Source organism: Sorangium sp. So ce1504, from assembly GCF_051521635.1.
GTDB lineage: Bacteria > Myxococcota_A > Polyangia > Polyangiales > Polyangiaceae > Sorangium > Sorangium cellulosum_B.
In genome coordinates, this window is sequence record NZ_CP150365.1 from 10460968 (window position 1) to 10478285 (window position 17318).

The 17318-nt window shown below is 72.6% G+C and carries 15 protein-coding genes; 8 read left to right on the plus strand and 7 right to left on the minus strand.

Annotated features, from left to right (window positions below):
• Positions 1-19: 19 nt before the first annotated feature.
• Positions 20-1018 carry an NAD(P)H-dependent glycerol-3-phosphate dehydrogenase gene (locus WMF39_RS39335; RefSeq protein ID WP_437545147.1) on the minus strand — a complete coding sequence of 333 codons (999 nt, stop codon included), beginning with the start codon at positions 1016-1018 and terminating at the stop codon, positions 20-22.
• A gap of 84 nt (positions 1019-1102) precedes the next feature.
• Between WMF39_RS39335 and WMF39_RS39340 the strand changes: the two genes are divergently transcribed.
• The 3 genes from WMF39_RS39340 (at position 1103) to WMF39_RS39350 (ending at position 5346) form a co-directional block, all read left to right on the plus strand.
• Positions 1103-2176 (plus strand): hypothetical protein, encoded by a 1074-nt coding sequence (locus WMF39_RS39340; protein WP_437741593.1) that lies wholly within the window; start codon positions 1103-1105, stop codon positions 2174-2176.
• A gap of 242 nt (positions 2177-2418) precedes the next feature.
• Positions 2419-3879, plus strand: a complete 1461-nt coding sequence (lepB, locus tag WMF39_RS39345; RefSeq protein ID WP_437741594.1) for a signal peptidase I — start codon at positions 2419-2421, stop codon at positions 3877-3879.
• Between the two features lie 297 nt (positions 3880-4176).
• A complete protein-coding gene (locus tag WMF39_RS39350; RefSeq protein WP_437295068.1) occupies positions 4177-5346 on the plus strand; it encodes a zinc-binding dehydrogenase in 1170 nt (389 codons plus the stop codon).
• Positions 5347-5351: 5 nt separating this feature from the next.
• Here WMF39_RS39350 and kbl read toward each other — a convergent pair whose 3' ends face one another.
• A complete protein-coding gene (gene kbl, locus WMF39_RS39355; RefSeq protein WP_437741595.1) occupies positions 5352-6542 on the minus strand; it encodes a glycine C-acetyltransferase in 1191 nt (396 codons plus the stop codon).
• Between the two features lie 287 nt (positions 6543-6829).
• Here kbl and WMF39_RS39360 point away from each other — a divergent pair, with 287 nt between their 5' ends.
• Positions 6830-7894, plus strand: coding sequence for a hypothetical protein (locus WMF39_RS39360; RefSeq protein ID WP_437741596.1), 1065 nt, complete (start codon positions 6830-6832; stop codon positions 7892-7894).
• A 32-nt stretch (positions 7895-7926) separates the two neighbouring features.
• Positions 7927-9339 carry a DUF4331 domain-containing protein gene (locus tag WMF39_RS39365; protein ID WP_437741597.1) on the plus strand — a complete coding sequence of 471 codons (1413 nt, stop codon included), beginning with the start codon at positions 7927-7929 and terminating at the stop codon, positions 9337-9339.
• 36 nt (positions 9340-9375) lie between these two features.
• On the opposite strand, the gene WMF39_RS39370 is transcribed toward WMF39_RS39365, so the two are convergent.
• Positions 9376-10431: a hypothetical protein gene (locus WMF39_RS39370; RefSeq protein WP_437741598.1), complete on the minus strand. Its 1056-nt coding sequence runs from the start codon at positions 10429-10431 to the stop codon at positions 9376-9378.
• A gap of 179 nt (positions 10432-10610) precedes the next feature.
• Between WMF39_RS39370 and WMF39_RS39375 the strand changes: the two genes are divergently transcribed.
• The gene (locus tag WMF39_RS39375; RefSeq protein ID WP_437741599.1) at positions 10611-11972 is read left to right on the plus strand and encodes a tetratricopeptide repeat protein; all 1362 of its coding nucleotides are present in this window, start codon (positions 10611-10613) and stop codon (positions 11970-11972) included.
• 101 nt (positions 11973-12073) lie between these two features.
• On the opposite strand, the gene WMF39_RS39380 is transcribed toward WMF39_RS39375, so the two are convergent.
• Complete coding sequence (locus WMF39_RS39380; RefSeq protein WP_437741600.1) at positions 12074-12532, minus strand: hypothetical protein; 459 nt, start codon at positions 12530-12532, stop codon at positions 12074-12076.
• Positions 12533-12546: 14 nt separating this feature from the next.
• Here WMF39_RS39380 and WMF39_RS39385 point away from each other — a divergent pair, with 14 nt between their 5' ends.
• The gene (locus WMF39_RS39385) at positions 12547-13611 is read left to right on the plus strand and encodes an endonuclease/exonuclease/phosphatase family protein (protein WP_437741601.1); all 1065 of its coding nucleotides are present in this window, start codon (positions 12547-12549) and stop codon (positions 13609-13611) included.
• Between the two features lie 43 nt (positions 13612-13654).
• Here the strand turns inward: WMF39_RS39385 and WMF39_RS39390 are convergent, their stop codons facing one another.
• Entirely contained in the window at positions 13655-14368 is a 714-nt protein-coding gene (locus WMF39_RS39390) for a hypothetical protein (RefSeq protein WP_437741602.1), read from the minus strand.
• 189 nt (positions 14369-14557) lie between these two features.
• Complete coding sequence (locus tag WMF39_RS39395; RefSeq protein ID WP_437741603.1) at positions 14558-15577, minus strand: polysaccharide deacetylase family protein; 1020 nt, start codon at positions 15575-15577, stop codon at positions 14558-14560.
• Positions 15578-16032: 455 nt separating this feature from the next.
• Between WMF39_RS39395 and WMF39_RS39400 the strand changes: the two genes are divergently transcribed.
• A complete protein-coding gene (locus WMF39_RS39400; protein ID WP_437741604.1) occupies positions 16033-16587 on the plus strand; it encodes a hypothetical protein in 555 nt (184 codons plus the stop codon).
• Here WMF39_RS39400 and WMF39_RS39405 read toward each other — a convergent pair.
• The gene (locus WMF39_RS39405) at positions 16553-17293 is read right to left on the minus strand and encodes a ComF family protein (RefSeq protein WP_437741605.1); all 741 of its coding nucleotides are present in this window, start codon (positions 17291-17293) and stop codon (positions 16553-16555) included. The genes WMF39_RS39400 and WMF39_RS39405 overlap by 35 nt on opposite strands.
• Positions 17294-17318: the final 25 nt, after the last annotated feature.

The following is a 17318-nucleotide window of genomic DNA, read 5'->3' on the forward strand; positions in this document are numbered from 1 at the left end:
CGCGAGCCGGCCCCGCGTCTCACTCTCTCGTGAGGGCGCGGGTCATGAGGTCCACGACGGCCTGCTGCGGCGGCTTTCCCTCGTACAGCATCCGGTACACCTCGACCGTAATCGGCGCGCTCACGCCCAGCTTGTCCGCGAGGTCGTGCGCGCTCTTTGCGGTCTTCACGCCCTCGGCGACATGGCCGAGGCCGGCGAGGATCTCGTCGAGCTTCCGTCCCCTGCCCATCTCGATCCCGACGGTGCGGTTGCGCGACAGCTCGCCCGTGCACGTGAGCACCAGGTCGCCCATCCCGGAGAGGCCCGCGAGGGTGAGCGGGTTCGCCCCCTTCGCCGCCGCCACGCGGCCGATCTCCGCGAGGCCGCGCGTGATGAGGCCGGCGCGCGCGTTGTGGCCGAAGCCGAGGCCGTCGCAGATGCCGGCGGCGATGGCGATGACGTTCTTGAGGGCGCCGCCGACCTCGACGCCCACGACGTCATCGGACGAGTAGACCCGGAACCTGTCGGTCGCGAACATGCGCTGCACCGCGTGCGTCTCCCGCTCGCTCCTGCCAGCGACCACGACCGTGGTCGGCTGGCCGGCCGCGACCTCGCGCGCGAAGCTCGGGCCCGACAGGTACGAGAGACGCGGCTCGGCCTCGCGCCCGAGCTCGTCGACCAGCACCTCGCTCATCAGCATCAGCGAGTCGTTCTCGATGCCCTTCGTCGCGCTGCACACGAGCGCGTCGCGGGGGATGTGGCGCCCTGCCTCCCGGACGACCTCGCGCAGCGCGTGCGACGGGACGACCACGACGGCGAGCTCCGCGCCGCGGAGCGCGTCCTCGAGATCGCCCGTCGCCCGCAGGCTCGCGGGCAGCTCCACGCCCGGCAGGTACCGGTCGTTCTGGCGCTCCCGGCCGATGCGCTCGGCGAGCTCGCCGTGGTGCGCCCAGAGCGCGGTGGGGTTGCCCTTGTCCGCCAGCAACTTCGCCAGCGCCGTCCCCCACGCGCCGGCCCCGATGACTGCGACGTTCGCCATGGCAGTGACCCTATCACCACCCGCGCGCGGGGGCCGACGGCGGCGCGCCGCTCGACCCGCCGGTGTTTCGACTATGCTGCGCCCATGCTCTTTCGCACCGCCGCGCTGCGCGCGCTCGGCCTCGCGCTCTGCCTCTCGCTGCTCGGAACGGTGTGCGGCGCGTGCGGCCAAGGCGCGCTCGGCGTGATGCCTGGCGTCGTGAACGATCCGGGAAACCTGTCCCTCCGCAGGGCCATCCTCGCCTTCGCGACGAGCCAGCTCTGCACCGAGATGCGGAAGCGGAGCGTGCCGCTGCGCCTCCGCGACGAGGATCCGGTGACGGGCCGGTTCTACCCGGGCTCGTGCGTCGCCCAGGAGCTCGCGAACGGGCACCTGTTCCTCCAGTTCGGGGGGAGCGGCGTCGTCTGGACGAACCTGACGAAGCGCATGAGCTTCGATGCGAGCGCGGCCGTCGAGTACGACCACGACTTCCTGATGGATGGCGACACGATGTACGTGTACTTCCGCCAGCGCTCGACGACGGCGGCGAGCTTCACGACCAAGCTCATCGAGCAGCCCGCCGCGATCTCGCTCGGCGGCGTGTCGCTCGCCCAGGGCAGCGCGTACGCGAACGCGCTCGGCGCCCAGCTCCTGAAGACCGAGATCGCCCGGGGGTTCACCGTCATCCGCGACGACGACGGCGCCGTGCAGTTCGGGCTCGGCATCATCGAGAAGGGAAAGCGGCCCGACGCGCCGTACGAGCGCCGCGACAACGGCAAGCTGCTCCTGGCAAACGAGCGCACCGAGGTGCACCAGGAGCAGCGCGATATCATCGGCCCGCTGGAGATCGCGGGCAGCGACGAGGCCCTGACGCTCACGGTCGCCGTCGAGGGCGCGCCCGGCGTGGACGTCATCCTCGTGCCTCGCGGCACCGGGGAGCCGTGGCTCCAGGCGTACCTGACGCAGCCCGCGCCGGCGCCCCTGGCAGCGGCGGCCCTGCTCGACGAGCCGGTGTACTCCGGCGCCCCCTGGCGGCGAACGGTGCCGCTGCCCAAGGGGCAATACTACCTGGTCATCGACAACACGAGCGCCGCAGGGCGGACGCAGCCAACGACGTACGCCCGCGACGACCGCGCGGCCCTCGTGAGCTACGCCGTCGAGGTCGGAGACGCGCCCTGACGAGCGCGAACGAGGGGCGAGCGAGGGGCGAACGAGGGGCGAACGAGGGCAACGAGGGCGAACGAGGACACGCGGGCGACGACGCCGACGGACCGCGCGTCGCCCGCCACGCCTGCGCACTTGCCGCGGCGAGGGGCGGCGTATACATAAGCTCTCTCTTGCCGCCGCGCCCCGATGATCAACCCCAGAGCGTCCCGTCGGTCGCGGCCAGCCGGCCCGCAAGCTCGGAGTTCAGACCCTCGATGAGGGGAAGCGCGAGCTCGGAGCCCCGCGCCAGCGCGGCCAAGTCGACAGGCGGCGCAGACCCGCGCTCGACTGGCAGCTCTCCTCCGCCAGGGGGCAGGGACGGCCGGGCGCCGCTGCGCTTCCTGTTCCACCTCGTGTGGATCTGCATCGTTCCCTTCGCGCTCGCGGTCCTGAACGTCTGGCTGCTCACCCCGCCGGCCGAGGGAGGGAGCTCCCAGCCGCTCCGGGTCTTCGTCGGCGAGCAGCAGATCCCGGCGGGCATCGTGCTCTTCACGATCTTCGCGATGATCCTCTGGCGGTTCCGCCACGAGCTGCCGTTCGCTTCGGCGATCGGCGTGGGCGGCCGCCGGGACATCCCCCCGAAGGCGCGCGCTCGCTTCGAGGACGCCGCGGCGCTCCTCGAGGAGGCCCACCGGATCCTGCGCGGCCGCAAGCGTGACGTCGAGCGCGAGCTGACGAGCGGCGAGCGCGAGCAGGTGATGCAGGCGATCGCGGCCCTCGAGCGCGCGATGAGCGCCGAGACGTTCGACGCCGACGAGTTCGACGCCGCCCACAGCCGCGCCGATCGCGCGGTCGGCGAGCACCTCGGCCGCTGGCGCAAGGGCGAGATGCGCGAGTACGCGGAGTCGATCGGCATCGCCGTCGCCGTCGCGCTCCTCCTGCGCGCCTTCGTCGTCGAGGCGTTCAAGATCCCGAGCGGCTCGATGATCCCGACCCTCATGGTCGGCGACCACATCTTCGTCAACAAGTTCACCTACGGCCCGCTCATCCCCTGGACCGACCAGCGCCTCTTCCCTCGCCTGCCGCCGTCGCGCGGGGACGTGATGGTGTTCAAGTTCCCCGAGAACAAGGAGCAGGACTTCATCAAGCGGACGATCGCCATCCCCGGCGACACGCTGGAGGCGATCAACGGCCGCCCCGTCATCAACGGCTGGCTCGTCCCCCACTGTCACGTCGGCCCCTACCACTACGAGGGCCGGCAAGCGGAGCTGTTCGTCGAGTACCTCGGAGACAAGTCGTACTTCACGCTCTACGAGAAGAACCCCGACGGCATGATGTGCGTGGAGAGCGACGACTGCACGCCGGGCTCCTCGTGCCGGGGCGGCATCTGCGGCGATCTCCAGGGCCCCTTCAAGGTGGCCGCCGACGAGGCGTGGGTGATGGGCGACAACCGCAACAACAGCCACGACTCGCGCAGCTGGCGCGGCGGGCTCGGGGCGGGCGTGCCCTTCGATCACATCAAGGGACGCGCGATGTTCGTGTGGATGAGCTTCGGCCCCGGCGGCGGCATCGCGCAGGATCGCCTCTTCGTGAACGTCATGGGGCGCCCGAAGCTCCCCGGCGCCCACGAGGCGACCCTGCACGACGGCCTCGAGAAATGCCTCCGCGAGCGGCCCCCCGTCTCCGAGACGACCCCGCCGCCCCCGCCCGCGCGCCCTCAGTCGAAGCGCCGCTGAAGCCGCGCCGGCAGCGCGTGGGCGCGCAGCCTCCCCGACAGCGCGTGGGCGGTCTTGTCCCCTCGAGGTCGACGCGGCGAGTCATCCGGTCCAGGGCGACGGAGCAGGCGGTGCGCCCGGGGCGCCGCGGGATCGAGCCGAAGAGGCCGAGGAGAGACGCCGGAGACGGGAGCAGCCCGAGCGCAATTTTCTGATGGGCGGTCGCTCGTTCACGCGCCACGCTTCCCATGCCCGAGGCGCCCGTGCGCCAGCTGCGTGAGCTGCGTGCGCCTCGAACCCCGAACAGGAGCCAGGTGCATGAGCGACGCGATGTGGGCGCTGACGTACAACCGCGAGAAGCAGCCGTGGGAGTCCACCGTCGGGCTGTCCAAAGATCAGGTCGAGCGCCCGGCGATCGACGAGGCCAGGGACTACCACGACCGCGCGAGCGTCCTCGTCAAGCCGATCATGACGGGCTTCTGCGGCTCGGATCGCGGCATCTGGTTCCGCAGCGCCTTCAAGGACATGATCCTCTCGTCGCTCGATCGCGATCGGAAGGCGACGCGCACGATCGGCCACGAGCTGCTCGGCCGCGTGGTCGACCTCGGGACCGACGCGCGCCGGTCCTTCGGGCTTCAGATCGGCGACATCGTGTCGACCGAGAGCCACATCGCCTGCGGCGCTTGCTACCAGTGCCGCGTCGGCGACACCCACGTGTGCGCGGACGACAAGATCATCGGGATCAGCGAGGATGGCTGCTTCGCCGAGCTCGTCAAGCTGCCCGCGAAGAACCTCTGGCGCACCGACATCGCGAGGATCCGGCCCGAGGTCGCCGCGGTGCAGGAGCCGTTCGGCAACGCCGTGCACGCGTGCACCAAGGTGAACCTCCGCGGCAAGCGCGTGGCCATCTTCGGCTGCGGCACCATCGGCCTGTTCGCGATCGCGATCGCCCGCGCGATGGGGGCGATCTACGTCATCGGCGTGGAGCCGGCGGAGCGGAACGCCGAGATGGCCCGCCGCCTGGGCGCCGACGCGGTCCTGCGCCCGCACCGCGCGAGCCCGGAGCGGCCCCACGCGAGCGATCCCGAGCTGACGGAGCGGGTCCGGAAGCTCACCGACGGCGTCGGCGTCGACGTCGTGCTCGAGATGAGCGGCGTGAACAGCAGCGTCAACAACGCGATCCACGCGGCGAGGCGCGGGGGCGACGTGATCCTCTTCGGCCTGAAGAGCGGTGACGCGGTGATCGAGAACTTCGACCGCCTCATCGTGGACGGCATCAGCCTCCACAGCGTGATCGGCCGGCGCATCTTCGAGACGTGGCACATCACGCGCCACCTGCTCGAGTCGCGCGATCCGAACATCCACGACCTCATCTGGGAGGTCATCCTGAACCGGGGCGAGGGGACGGTGTTCGACTTCGAGGACTACGACGCGGCGGCCTTCCAGGAGGCGATCTCGAGCCACCCGAAGGTGATCCTCCGCTACTGAGCCGCTCAGGCGACGACGCCGAGGCGCCGGCCGACCCGCAGGAAGGCGTCGATCGCCTGATCGACGTGCTCGGGCTCGTGCGCGGCGGAGAGCTGCACCCGGATGCGGGCCTCGCCCTTCGGCACGACGGGGTACGAGAAGCCGATGACATAGATGCCCTCGGCGAGCAGCGCCCTCGCCATCTCGTTCGCGAGCTGCGCCTCGCCCAGCATGATGGGCACGATCGGGTGGATGCCGGGCTTGATGGTGAAGCCGGCCTGCGTCATCCCCTGCCGGAACCGGCGCGCGTTCTCCATCACCCGCGCGCGCAGCGAGGGCTCCGCGTCGATGAGGTCGAACACGGCGATCGAGGCGCCGGCGATCGCCGGGGCGAGCGTGTTGGAGAACAGGTACGGCCGCGATCGCTGCCGGAGCAGGTCGACGATCGGCTGCCGGCCGGTCGTGAAGCCGCCGCTCGCCCCGCCCAGCGCCTTGCCCAGGGTGGAGGTGATCACGTCGACGCGGTGCATGACCCCGCAGAGCTCCGCGGTCCCGCGCCCCGTCGGCCCGATGAACCCGGTCGCGTGCGAGTCGTCGACCATCACCATCGCGCGGTACTTGTCGGCGAGATCGCAGATGGTGTCGAGCTTCGCCAGGTACCCGTCCATCGAGAACACGCCGTCGGTGGCGATGAGCCGGAGCCGCTTGCCGGCCGTCGCGCGGAGGATGTCCTCGAGGGCGGCCATGTCCCCGTTCGCGTAGCGGTGCCGCTCGGCCTTGCAGAGGCGGATACCGTCGATGATCGACGCGTGGTTCAGCGCGTCCGAGATGACGGCGTCCTCCTCGCCGAGGAGCGTCTCGAAGAGGCCGCCGTTCGCGTCGAAGCACGACGAGTAGAGGATGGCGTCCTCGGTGCCGAAGAAGCGGGCGATCCTGGACTCCAGCCGCCGGTGAAGGTCCTGCGTGCCGCAGATGAAGCGCACGCTGGAGAGGCCGAAGCCGTGCGTGTCGATTGCCTCCTTCGCCGCCGCGATGACCGCCGGGTGCGACGACAGGCCAAGGTAGTTGTTCGCGCAGAAGTTGAGGACCCCAGCGCCACCTTCGGTCCGGATCACCGGCCCCTGCGGCGTCGCGAGGATCCGCTCTTCCTTGTAGAGACCCGCCGCACGGATGTCCTCCAACGCCCGTACGTACAGTGACCGAGCGACATCGAACATGACGTCGTTATAAAACGGGGCTGTCGGCCGGTCGACGGGGGAACGCCGTCCGGACACCCAGGGCGGCGCTGCTCATGGGCCTGAGCGCCAGCAGGCGACCCCGGACACGGGAGGCAGGGTGCACGCGGCTTTGTCGCGCGCAGCGCGGCCGCGGCCTACTCGATCCGGGAGGCACGTGGCAGAACGGGCAGCGTCCAGCGCCGCGCGATCGCCGTGCGGCTCGCGTCGCGTGCCAGCGCGCGCCGCGCGAGCCGAGCGCACGAACGGCGCCCTCGGGAGGAGCAGGCATGACGGAAGCCAGGGGGGACTTCCGGCGAAGCGCCGGTGTGCTGTGTGCTGTCGCGTCGCTCGCGGCCGCCGCGAGCAACCCGGGCTGCAGCCGCGCGGAGGATCCGCCCGGACGGACCAGCGCGGGCTCCACCGGCGGAGCGCCTGGCACGACCGCGGCGAGCGGAACGGGAGGCGGGGGCGGCGCGGGGGGTGATGCTCCCTATGCGGCTTTGCCGCTCGTCCCGGCGATCGCGTTCGACGCGACGCCGGATATCGCCGGGGCTTACGTGTACTTCACCGGTCTTGGCGCGGACGGCAGGGCCGGCGTCTTCAGGATCGGCGCGCAAGGCGGCGCGGGCGCCGCCGAGATCGCGGCCGGTCCGCCGCTCGTCGCGCCGCTCGGGATCGCGACGAGCGCGGACGGCGGTCGCGTCTTCGTGGCCGACCCAGGCGCGGGCGGCCCGGCGCTCGGCGACGCGGGCGCCCTCTTCGCGATCGACCTGCCCGGCGGCGCCGTCGCCCCGATCGACGGCGGCGAGGGGCTGCGCGCGCGCGGCCTCGAGGTCGCCCGCGGCGCGGACAACGAGGAGCGGATCATCTTCTCGGGGCGCGATCGCGACGATGGCCAGCCCGGCGTGTTCTCGCTGCCGGCGCGCGGCGGCGAGGTGTCGGCGCTCGCCAAGGGGAGCCCGCTCGTCGACCCGAGCGGGATCGCGGTCGCCGGCCGGGGCGACGTCTTCGTGTGCGACACCCTCGCGAGCCCCGACAAGACGGCGACCATCTTCAGGATCGAGGACGGCTTCGTGAGCCCGTTCGCGACCGGGCTCCACGTCGGTACTCCGTGCGGCATCGCGCTGACGCGCGACGACGCGGCGCTGCTCGTGCTCACGCGCGACCCGACCCGAGGCGCCGACGAGGTCGTGTGGATCGAGGTGGCGTCCGGAGCGCGCTCGGCGACGGCCGCTGGCGCGCCTGGCCACGACGAGCCCGGGGGGTTGCACCGGGCGAGGGGCGCCGACGTCTTCGCGTTCGTCGATCACAGGGCCCAGGAGCAAGGCTCGGTGTTCCTGCTCAGGCAATGAGCCGCAGAGGAGCGATGGAAGGACCCGCACGCATGATCCACCGACCGTCGCGCGCCGTCGCCGTCTTCACGGCGTCCGTCGCGCTCAGCGCGCCCAGCCTCGCCGCAGCGTCGAGCCACCGCGAGGCGCCGGCCATCGCGAGGGATCCGGCCGCCGACAACACCGACCTGTACGCGTGGGTGGAAGGCGGCAACCTCGTGATCCTCGCGAGCTACATCCCGCTCGAGGAGCCCGCCAGCGGGCCGAACTTCCACGGCTTCTCGGACGACGTGCTCTACGAGGTGCACATCGCGCGCGGGCCGTCGAGCCTCGAGGACGCGCTGACCTATCAGTTCCGGTTCTCGACCAGGCCGTACGTGGCGGCGGATCCGGCGGGGCTCACGCCGGCGCCGAGCGGCGGCAACGAGTTCTTCTCGCAGCTCGCCGGCGGGGAGCAGACGTACACCGTGACGAGGATCGAGGGCGGCGCGTCGACCGTGCTCCTGAGGGACGCCCCGGTCGCGCCGCCGAACATCGGGAGGAGGACGAACCAGCTCGCCTACCGGATCACCGGCGGCGGCTACCCGGCCTTCGCGATGTCCTCGAAGTTCCTCAAGCAGATGGCGGGCGGCGCGGGGCGCGCCTGGGCCGGGCCGCGCGACGACGGGTTCTACGCGGATCTCGGCCGCGCGTCCGATCTGGCGGGGCTGTGCCCGCTCCTCGCGGCGCCGAACCCGTCGTGCACCGCGCGCGACAACCTCGCCGGCTTCAACGTCCACACGCTCGCGCTCGAGCTCCCGCTCGCCGCGGTCAACGGCGGCGCGGAGCCGACGCCGGGGCCGAGCGACCGACAGACGCTCGGCGTCTGGGCCTCCGCGAGCCGCCGCAAGGTGCGGATCCTGCGCGCGAACGGCAAGGAAGATGGCCTCGGTCCCTGGGTCCAGGTGTCGCGTGTCGGCCTGCCGCTGATCAACACCTGGATCATCGGCCTGCAGGACAAGGACAAGTACAACCGCGCGCACCCGCGCGACGATCTCGCCAACTTCGGAGCCTACTTCCTGAACCCAATCCTGGTGCGGGACGCCGAGTTCGCCGGGCTCTACCAGGCAGGCCAGCCGCTCGCGGCCTTCGATCCCGAGGCGCTGAAGCAGAGCCGGACCGACCTCATCGACGCCTTCAACCTGAAGCCCGCGAGCCTCGGAGGGCACAGCCTGCAGACCGTCGGCGACGTGCTCCGGATCGATCTGGGCATGCCGTCGGGCTTCCCGAACGGCCGCGCGCTGGTCCCCGGCGCGGATCACGAGCAGACCGACGTCACCGACGCGCTGCTCACGCTCGTCCTGACCGGCGCGCTCGGCGCGACGGCGGGCGACGGCGTGGGCGCGAACGACGCGCGGTTCCTCCCGGCCTTCCCTTACCTCGCGACGGCCTGGGAGGGCGCGACCCAGGGCCACTTCCGGCCCTGAGCCGCCCGGCGTGGCGCAGCGCGCGCAGCTCGCCTGTCACGGCGCAGCGCACCGCATCCCGCACACGCCGCGTGCGGCGCCCCCGCGCGCTCGTCGAACACACGCGGCGCGGCACTCGCCGTCGCGCGTGCAGGCCTCGCCCTCGGCCTTCGGCGCCGCGCAGCGCCCGTCCACGCAGCGCGCGCCGGCCGCACAGAGCCCGCCGAGGCAGGCGGCGCCGGCGGGGGGCAGCGCCGCCTCGCTGCAGCGCGCGTCGACGCAGCGGCGGGCCCTCCCGCAGGCCGCGTGGGCCTCGCAGCGGCCGCCGAGCGGGACGTCGTCCGCGCACGCGCGCCCGGCGCAGTGGCCGCGGCACTCGGGGTGCGCCTCGGCGTAGCGCGTCTGCCGGGTGACCGCGGCCAGCGCGTCGACCGAGAGGCCGCAGGGCCCCGCGGCGCGCGGGGCGCGGCAGGTGCCCGCGTCGGTGGGGCCGGCGCCTTCGCAGCGCAGCCCGCCCGCGCACTCGAGCGACGACCGGCACCGGGCCCCCTCGTCGAGCGCGCCCCGCACGATCCCCTCGCATGCGGGCGGGACCGGGGCGGCGAGCGGAGAGACCCAGTCGCACCCATCGAGCGATCGTTCCATCGCATCGACGCAGCGGCCCACCTCGTCGGTCGATAGCGTCACCGCCCGCGCGCGCACCGCGACGCTCAGCGCGCGCGCGCACTCGGCGGCGGCCTGGAAGCCCGCGGCGCCGCCGCAGCACGCCGCCTTGCGCCGCGCGGGCAACGCGTGAAGCGCGTCGCATAGCCGGGCCGCGAGCGGCTCCGGCGCGCCCTCGGCCTTCCCGTAGACGGGGGTGATCTCGTCGCCCGGCAGGTTCTCCGCGGGCCCTGCCGGCGAGGGCGCCGCGGTCGCATCCGCCCCCGGCGAGGGCGCCGCGATCGCGCCTGCCTCCGGCGAGGGCGCCGCGGCCGCATCCACCCCCGGCGAGGGCGCCGCGGTCGCGCCCGCCTCCGGCGAGGTGCGGCGAGCACACGCGGCGCAGAGGTGCACGATCAGCGCCGCGGCGCAGAGCCGCTGCAGGCGGTGGCCATCCGTCTGGACAGGCAATGCGATCTCCTCCGCGCTGCGCGCTGCTGGTCGATCGAACGATGCGCTGGAGCGGCGAGCTTGCCGGCGCAGGCCGGCGAGGCAAGCTCTTTCGCGATCGGATCGAGCCTGTGACGCCCCCGGGTGAGCCGCGGCGCGCCCAGGGCGGAGCTCCAGCGCGAGGGGAGGTCAGCGCTCCGATGCTGCGACGAACGGGTTGCCTCTTCGCCTGCGCTGCCCTGAGCGGAAGCCTCGGTTGCACCGAGCGCCCGCGCGCCGAGGCCGTCCCCGCCGCGACGGTATCGACCGGGCGCGCCGCCGAGGCGCCGGCGCCCTCGAGCCTCGACGCGGCGCGCGCGCTCGCGCTCGCGGCCCCGGCGGGCGCGAGCGCTGTCGATCGCGAGATCGAGGCGCTGTCCCGACGCCTCGCGACGGCGCCCGGCGGCGCGGATCTCTGGAGCGCGCTCGGCCACGCGTGGCTCCGAAAGGCGCGCGCCTCGGGCGATCCGTCGCTCTACGGCCGAGCTCACGCGTGCGCGGAGGTCGGGCTCGCGCTGGCCGCAGGAGATCGCGCGTCGCTCAACCTGCTCGGCCTCGTGCTGATCCACGAGCGCAGGTTCACCGAGGCGCGCGACGCGGCGGAGCGGGTCCTCTCGCGGGACGAGGGCGACGCGCTCGCGCTCGGGACGCTCAGCGACGCCGCCCTCGCGCTCGGCGCCTTCCAGGTCGCGGCGCACGCGGCGCAGCGGATGGTCGACCAGCGGCCCGGCCTGCCGTCCTACGCGCGGGCCGCACACCTGCGGTGGCTCCAGGGCGACGCGGCGACGGCGAAGCGGATCATCCGCGTCGCGATCGACGCCGGCGACCCGGGCGAACCCGAGGCGCTCGCGTGGACCCTGACCCAGGCGGCCATGATGTTCTGGCACGAGGGCGACCACGAGGGCGCAGACCTGGGCTTCGAGCGGGCGCTCGCCGCGCAGGCCGGGTATCCGCCGGCGCTCGCCGGCAGGGCGCGCGTCGCGCTGGCCCGCGGCGCGTGGGGCCGCGCCGTCGAGCTCCTCGAGCGGGCCCACCAGCAGAGCCCGGACGCGGAGACCGCGTGGCTGCTCGGCGACGCCAGGATGGCTGCAGGCGACCACGCCGGCGCAGCGCGGGCTTACGCCGGCGCGGTCGACGCGGGGCAGCTGTCGGACCGCCGGACCCTCGCGCTGTACTACGCGACCAAGGGCCTTGAGCGCGACGAGGCGCTCCGCCTCGCCGACGCGGAGCGCGCCGTCCGCGCAGACGTCTACACCGAGGACACCCACGCCTGGGCGCTGTACCGCGCGGGCAAGCTGGCCGAAGCGCGCGCGGCCAGCGACAGGGCGCTGGCGCTCGGCACGAGGGACGCGCGCTTGCTCTACCACGCCGGGGCGATCCGGATCGCCCTGGGGGACGTGGCGCGAGGCGAGCGGCTCGTGCGGGACGCGCTCGATCTGAACCCCAGGTTCGACATGACAGGGGCCGCCGAGGCCGAGCAGCTCCTCGCGCGTCGCAAGGCCCCCCGCGGCCCGGCGCGCTGACGGCCTGATCGAGGAGCAGCGCGCCAGGCGCGCTGAGGGTGAGCACGCGAGGCGTGCCTTGTGGTGAGAGCTCGCGAGTCCGGCCGAGCGGGGACTCGACCTCAGGTGTCGTATTTCACGGTCGACGGGACCACCAGTGGTGGAGGAGCGATAGCGGGTTGCGACGGCGCCGGGGCGGGCTCATCAATGGGGCCCGAGCCTGGCTGGCTCTTGGGTGGCTGGCCATGGAGCTCCCGCAGCCGAGCGGGCGCGGGCTCGATCGCTGTCGGGGCCTCATCTCCTCCCGGCTCGCCCTGCGCGATGGGGGGCACGCTCACCGCGGGCGGCGGCGGGACGAACATCCTCGGCACCTGGATCGAGCGGGCGATCGACGCGACCTCGGGGAAGCTCATGGCCATCCGCTCGACAAACGCCGCACGGGCCGCATCATCGGGGGCGCTCGCCGAGGCCTTCGCGACCCGCAGCGCCGTCCAGAGCTCGTAATACCAGGCGGAGAGGGAGGCATGCGCTTCCAGCAGGTCACGAATGGTATCCTCGGAAACGATGATGTTCTTGCCCATGGGCGAGAGGATACATGACCGAGCGACGCCTCCCACCTCGTTCGAGCGGCCCAACACCGGCGGAGCGGGGACCGGACCCGACCTCGACACGCGCGGCGTCCGGCGCTCTCCGCGGCCCCGGGACACCGCGCGACGACGCCACGTCGCTCAGGATCGTCACCTATAACGTCCGCTACTTCGGGCACGGGACGCGGGGCATCGCCTCGACCAGCGCCGCCATCACCCGGATCGCGACGACGCTCGCGCGGATGTCCCCGCTGCCCGATCTCGTGTGCCTCCAGGAGGTCGAGACCCAGTCGCTGAGGTCCTCGACGATGAACCCGCGCTGGCACCCGGAGGAGACCCAGCTCGATCGCCTGATGACCGAGCTGCACGCGGCGCTGGCGCAGGCAGAGCGGCGCGAGCGCTACGTCGCCTACTACTTCCCCGCGCACACCTACAGGCTTACCTCGCGGACGAACATCTACACGACCGGGCTCGCGGTGCTCGCGCGCGACACATTCCACATCGGACACCACAACGCGGAGCGCCCGCACGACATCACCCATCGGCGGGGGGTCAAGAGCCTGAAGCAGACGCGCATCTGCGCGCACGTGTCGTTCGAGCACGAGAGCGGGCAGAGCTTCGATGTGTTCAACACCCACCTCAGCCTGCCGAGCGTGTTCTCGCGGGAGTTCTGGACAGGCGAGGCGCGGATGGGGTTCGGGCCCAATCAGATCGAGGAGGCGAGGGTGCTCGCCGATTTCGTCCGGCGCGAGCGCCGGAGCGACAACTTCGTGGTGGTCGGCGACTTCAACTCGCTGCCAGGCTCGCCGGTCGATCGCTTCCTGCGCGAGGAGATCGGCTTCGTGGACGCGTTCGCCAAGGTCCGCTGCCTCTCCGAGACCGAGGCGCGCGCCTTCCCGACGGCTGGCTTCATGAACCTCCGCATGCACCTCGACCACGTCTACTCGTCCGAGCGCCTCCAGTGGCTGGACTTCACGGGCACGCACCCGTTCGGGCACAGGGGCGCGTTCGCAGGGCTGTCCGATCATGTCCCCCTGATCGCGCGCTGCCGCCTGCCGGGCGCCGCCGGCTGACCGCCGCGCGGCGCCGCCGCCCTGGGCGCGGCGCGGCGGCCGCTCACCCCGGCAGCCAGAGCAGGTCGTCCATGATGGGCTCGAGGCACGCGGAGATCTGGGGGCCGAGATCGGCGCCGCACGCGAGCTTGCCGAAGCAGGCGCGGACCTCGTGCCGGCCGCGGCTGTTCATCGCGCCGATCGCTCGCTCGAGCTGCGGGCCGAGGCCGTCCTCCAGGCTCTGCCGGCAGGTGTCGTAGTCGAGGTCTCCGCACCCCGCGAGGCGGCCGCAGAGGACGGCCATGTACGGCGCCAGGTCGGCGCGCGGGAGCGTGGTAGCCGTCATGGCCTCGGAGCCGCAGCGGCTCACCTCCTCCGCATAGGCGGCGGTGAAGGGATCGCCCTCGAAGCGCCGCAGCGCTGCCAGCGAGCACTCCGAGGTCGCGCGGAGCATCTTCGGCGAGGCCATCGTCGTCATCTGCGTGCACTGCTCGAACTTCGGCCAGCCCTTCGCCTGCTCGGTGGCCCGCTGGTAGAGCGCCTCGAGGTACACGCACCAGGCGCGCTGGGCCTCGCGTTGATCGCGCTGCTCGACGCTCGCGCCCCGCGCGCCCTGCCCGTCGGGCGATGCCTGCGCGGGTCGCGCGGGCGCCTTCGCGGAGGCGGCGGGCGCCGGCGCACCGCCGCATCCCGACGCGAGGGCCGCGGAGATCAGCGAGGCCGCGCCGAGCATGGAGACGGCGGCGCGGAAGCTGCGTTCATGGATTGTGCCTTTCACGGGAGCCCCCCTTCGTCGAACAGGCTGCGCAGCAGCTTTCCTGGCCCATTGAGGCCACGCGCGTGCAGAACCGGCCCAGCGACGTGCACGTGCACAGCCCAGGCCACACGCGCGCCGGCCGAGGCGGCGTCGGGCGAGCGGAGGCGCTCGGGACGCGCGGCGGCGGAGCGGCGCGCGGTCTTTGCTCGATCAGCGGCCAGACCGAGAGCCGGGCCGCTGGCCGATGAGCAGCTTGAGCTTGAAGAGCGCGCCGATCTGCCCGCGGTCCATGGCGATGCGCGGGAAATTCAGGGGGTCAAAGGACGAGAGCATGCAAAGGCCGGAGTTGTTGGTGAAGCCGATCTCGAAGCCGGCGTCCTTCACGGCGCGATGGAAGGCGCCGCACAGGCTGTATCCGACGGGATACGCGACCGCGTACACGGCCTCGTTCAGGGCGTCGGAGAGCACGCGGCGGGAGCGCGCAAGATCGCGAGTGGCCTCTTCGGGCGAGAGCGTCTGGAGGACACGATGGCTGTGCGAGTGCGACTGCACGTCCATGCCCGCCCGGCGCAGCGCCCCGATGGCGTTCCAGTCCATGATCGTCCTGGTCGCGAGCGCGCGCTCCTCGCCGAGGTCGATCGACACCCCCGTGGCGCGCTCGATCTCGTCCCAGAGGCGCCCGATGTCGACCCCGGAGGTGTGCTTGATGGTCTGGCAGACGAGCATCGCCGCGGCGATCGGGTCGCGCAGCGGCTCGAGCACGAGCGTCGCTGGGTAGGCGATCTCGACGCGCGCCCGCCGGCACCGGTGCATGAGGAGCGCGACGCGATCCCACCAGAAGAGGCGGCCCCTGTCGGGGTACCCGGTGGCGATGAAGAACGTGGCCGTGACCCCCGCGCGCTCGAGGAGGGGCAACGCGACGTCGTGGTTGTCACGGTAGCCGTCGTCGAACGCGACCATGACGGGGTTCGGCGGGAGCTTCCGTCCCTTCGCGAGGAGCCGCACATCCCGGAGGGACACCACGGTGCCGTGCGTCTTGATGACCGCGAGCTGCTCCTCGAACTCGCGCGCGCTCACCTCGGCGACCCCCGGATCGAGCTCGTCCACCTCCGAGACGTCCGCGATGCGGTGGTAGGTGAACACGGAGAGCACGGGCAGCCGAAGCTTCGCGCGCAGCCAGAGAAAGCGATCCAGGAGCCCGAGGGTGTCGAGCACCCCGGCAGCCAGCACACGACGACCGCGCGGCAACCTCCTGCGAATCCACGTCAGTGGATGTGCGACGACGTACACGAATGTATTCCAGCACACATTCGACGTTCGTGCTTGCTTTCGAGACCGGCTCCGGCGGCGAAGCTCCTGCGCTTCCGGCGGGTGGGCCGCCGACCGGGGAATCCGGCGCGGCAGCGATCCCGCTAAAGTGGCGCCCGATGTTCTCGACGGACGCCCCCCCGGACGCCCCCCAACCTGGGTCGGACGTACCTCAACCTGAGTCGACGGGCGCGGACGTACCTCAACCTGGGTCGACGGGCGTGGACGTACCTCAACCTGGGTCGGACGAGGGCCCCCCGTCGAAGCCGCCCTCCCCCGGACCTGGTTCAGCCGAGGCCCCCCTGTCGAAGCCGCTCTCGCCGCTCGGCACCGCTGGAGTTGCGCTCGCGACTGCAACCATCCTGTTTGCGCTGGGGGTGTACACCGTCGAGACGAGCCTGCCCGAACTGGCGGCGCGCAACCGAGCGTCTCGACCGGCGATCGTGGCCACCGGCAGTCCTGAAAGCATCACCGCGGTGGCTTCAAAGCAGGCGGCCGTCTCCGTGCAGCTGGCGGCCGCGCCCCCGGCGAGCGCGACCGACGCCACGGCGCAGCCGACGCCGACAGCATCCTCGACGCCGCATGCCGAGACAGCGGCACCTCCAGCACCATCAGCCACCGAGACGGCGGCACCTCCAGCACCACCGGCCACCGAGACGGCAGCCCTTCAACAACAGACATCCGTCGACGCTGCAGCGACGACTCCGCCGACCCCGCGAAAGGGCCACGGCCTGCTCAAGCTCAACTCCTCCCGGAATGCGACCGTCTACGTGACGGGCGTGCCGGTGGGGCCCAGCGAGCGACCCGTCGAGGTGCGTTGCGGGCGCTTTTTCGTTCGACTCGGCGAGCCGACGCGCGACGGCACGCGATGGCTCACCGAGGGCAGGACCGTCCGCGTCAAGTGCGGTGTGCTGACGGAGGTGAGCTTCTGAGCTCGTCCGCCCCGCTCTCGGCGGTCGCGAGGACGAGGTAGGTCACCGAAGCTGCGCCCGCGCCGAGGAGCGCATCTCGACACGCCGCGAGCGTGGCCCCCGTGGTCGCCACGTCATCGATGAGCGCGACCCTCCGGCGCTGGACGCGCTCGGGCGCGTGCACGCGAAACGCACCTGCCACGTTCTGCAGGCGGAGATCGCGCGGGAGCTGCGCCTGCTGCGCGGTGGGACGGACACGGCAGAGGGCCCGTGGCGCGAAGGACACCGCGAGTCCGTCAGCGACGTGCGCGGCCAGCAGGGCGGCCTGGTTGTACCCGCGCTCGGCGAGACGACGCGGATGCAGCGGCACCGGGACAACGAGGTCGACGCGCACCTCCGCATCGCGCGCCGCGCAGAGCATCAACCGGCCGAGCGGGCGCGCGAGATCCGGACGATCTCCGTACTTGAAGCGCCGGATACCTTCCGCAACCGCCCCGCCAAACGGAGCGAACGCGACGAGAGGTGCTCCCGCCGCGACGCGCGTGCCCGCTCCTCCTCGCGGCGCCCCCTCTGCGTAAGGCACGGAGGTCCGCGCGCAATCGGCGCAGAACACCGAGGCATCGGCGATCGGGGTGTCACAGCCCGCACAGGCCGGCGGGCTGAGCGTGCGCGCAGCGGCGGCGACCACGGAGCGGACTGCGGCGGCGAGGGCGCTGGAAAGGCTCATGAGCTACCAGCGCGATCTTCGTCGT

What these genes read in the sequence shown, in the direction of transcription:
- WMF39_RS39335 (WP_437545147.1), bottom strand. Translation starts at nt 1,018, where the DNA reads ATGGCGAACGTCGCAGTCATCGGGGCCGGCGCGTGGGGGACGGCGCTG.
- WMF39_RS39340 (WP_437741593.1), top strand. Translation starts at nt 1,103, where the DNA reads ATGCTCTTTCGCACCGCCGCGCTGCGCGCGCTCGGCCTCGCGCTCTGC.
- lepB (WP_437741594.1), top strand. Translation starts at nt 2,419, where the DNA reads ATGAGGGGAAGCGCGAGCTCGGAGCCCCGCGCCAGCGCGGCCAAGTCG.
- WMF39_RS39350 (WP_437295068.1), top strand. Translation starts at nt 4,177, where the DNA reads ATGAGCGACGCGATGTGGGCGCTGACGTACAACCGCGAGAAGCAGCCG.
- kbl (WP_437741595.1), bottom strand. Translation starts at nt 6,542, where the DNA reads ATGTTCGATGTCGCTCGGTCACTGTACGTACGGGCGTTGGAGGACATC.
- WMF39_RS39360 (WP_437741596.1), top strand. Translation starts at nt 6,830, where the DNA reads ATGACGGAAGCCAGGGGGGACTTCCGGCGAAGCGCCGGTGTGCTGTGT.
- WMF39_RS39365 (WP_437741597.1), top strand. Translation starts at nt 7,927, where the DNA reads ATGATCCACCGACCGTCGCGCGCCGTCGCCGTCTTCACGGCGTCCGTC.
- WMF39_RS39375 (WP_437741599.1), top strand. Translation starts at nt 10,611, where the DNA reads ATGCTGCGACGAACGGGTTGCCTCTTCGCCTGCGCTGCCCTGAGCGGA.
- WMF39_RS39380 (WP_437741600.1), bottom strand. Translation starts at nt 12,532, where the DNA reads ATGGGCAAGAACATCATCGTTTCCGAGGATACCATTCGTGACCTGCTG.
- WMF39_RS39385 (WP_437741601.1), top strand. Translation starts at nt 12,547, where the DNA reads ATGACCGAGCGACGCCTCCCACCTCGTTCGAGCGGCCCAACACCGGCG.
- WMF39_RS39405 (WP_437741605.1), bottom strand. Translation starts at nt 17,293, where the DNA reads ATGAGCCTTTCCAGCGCCCTCGCCGCCGCAGTCCGCTCCGTGGTCGCC.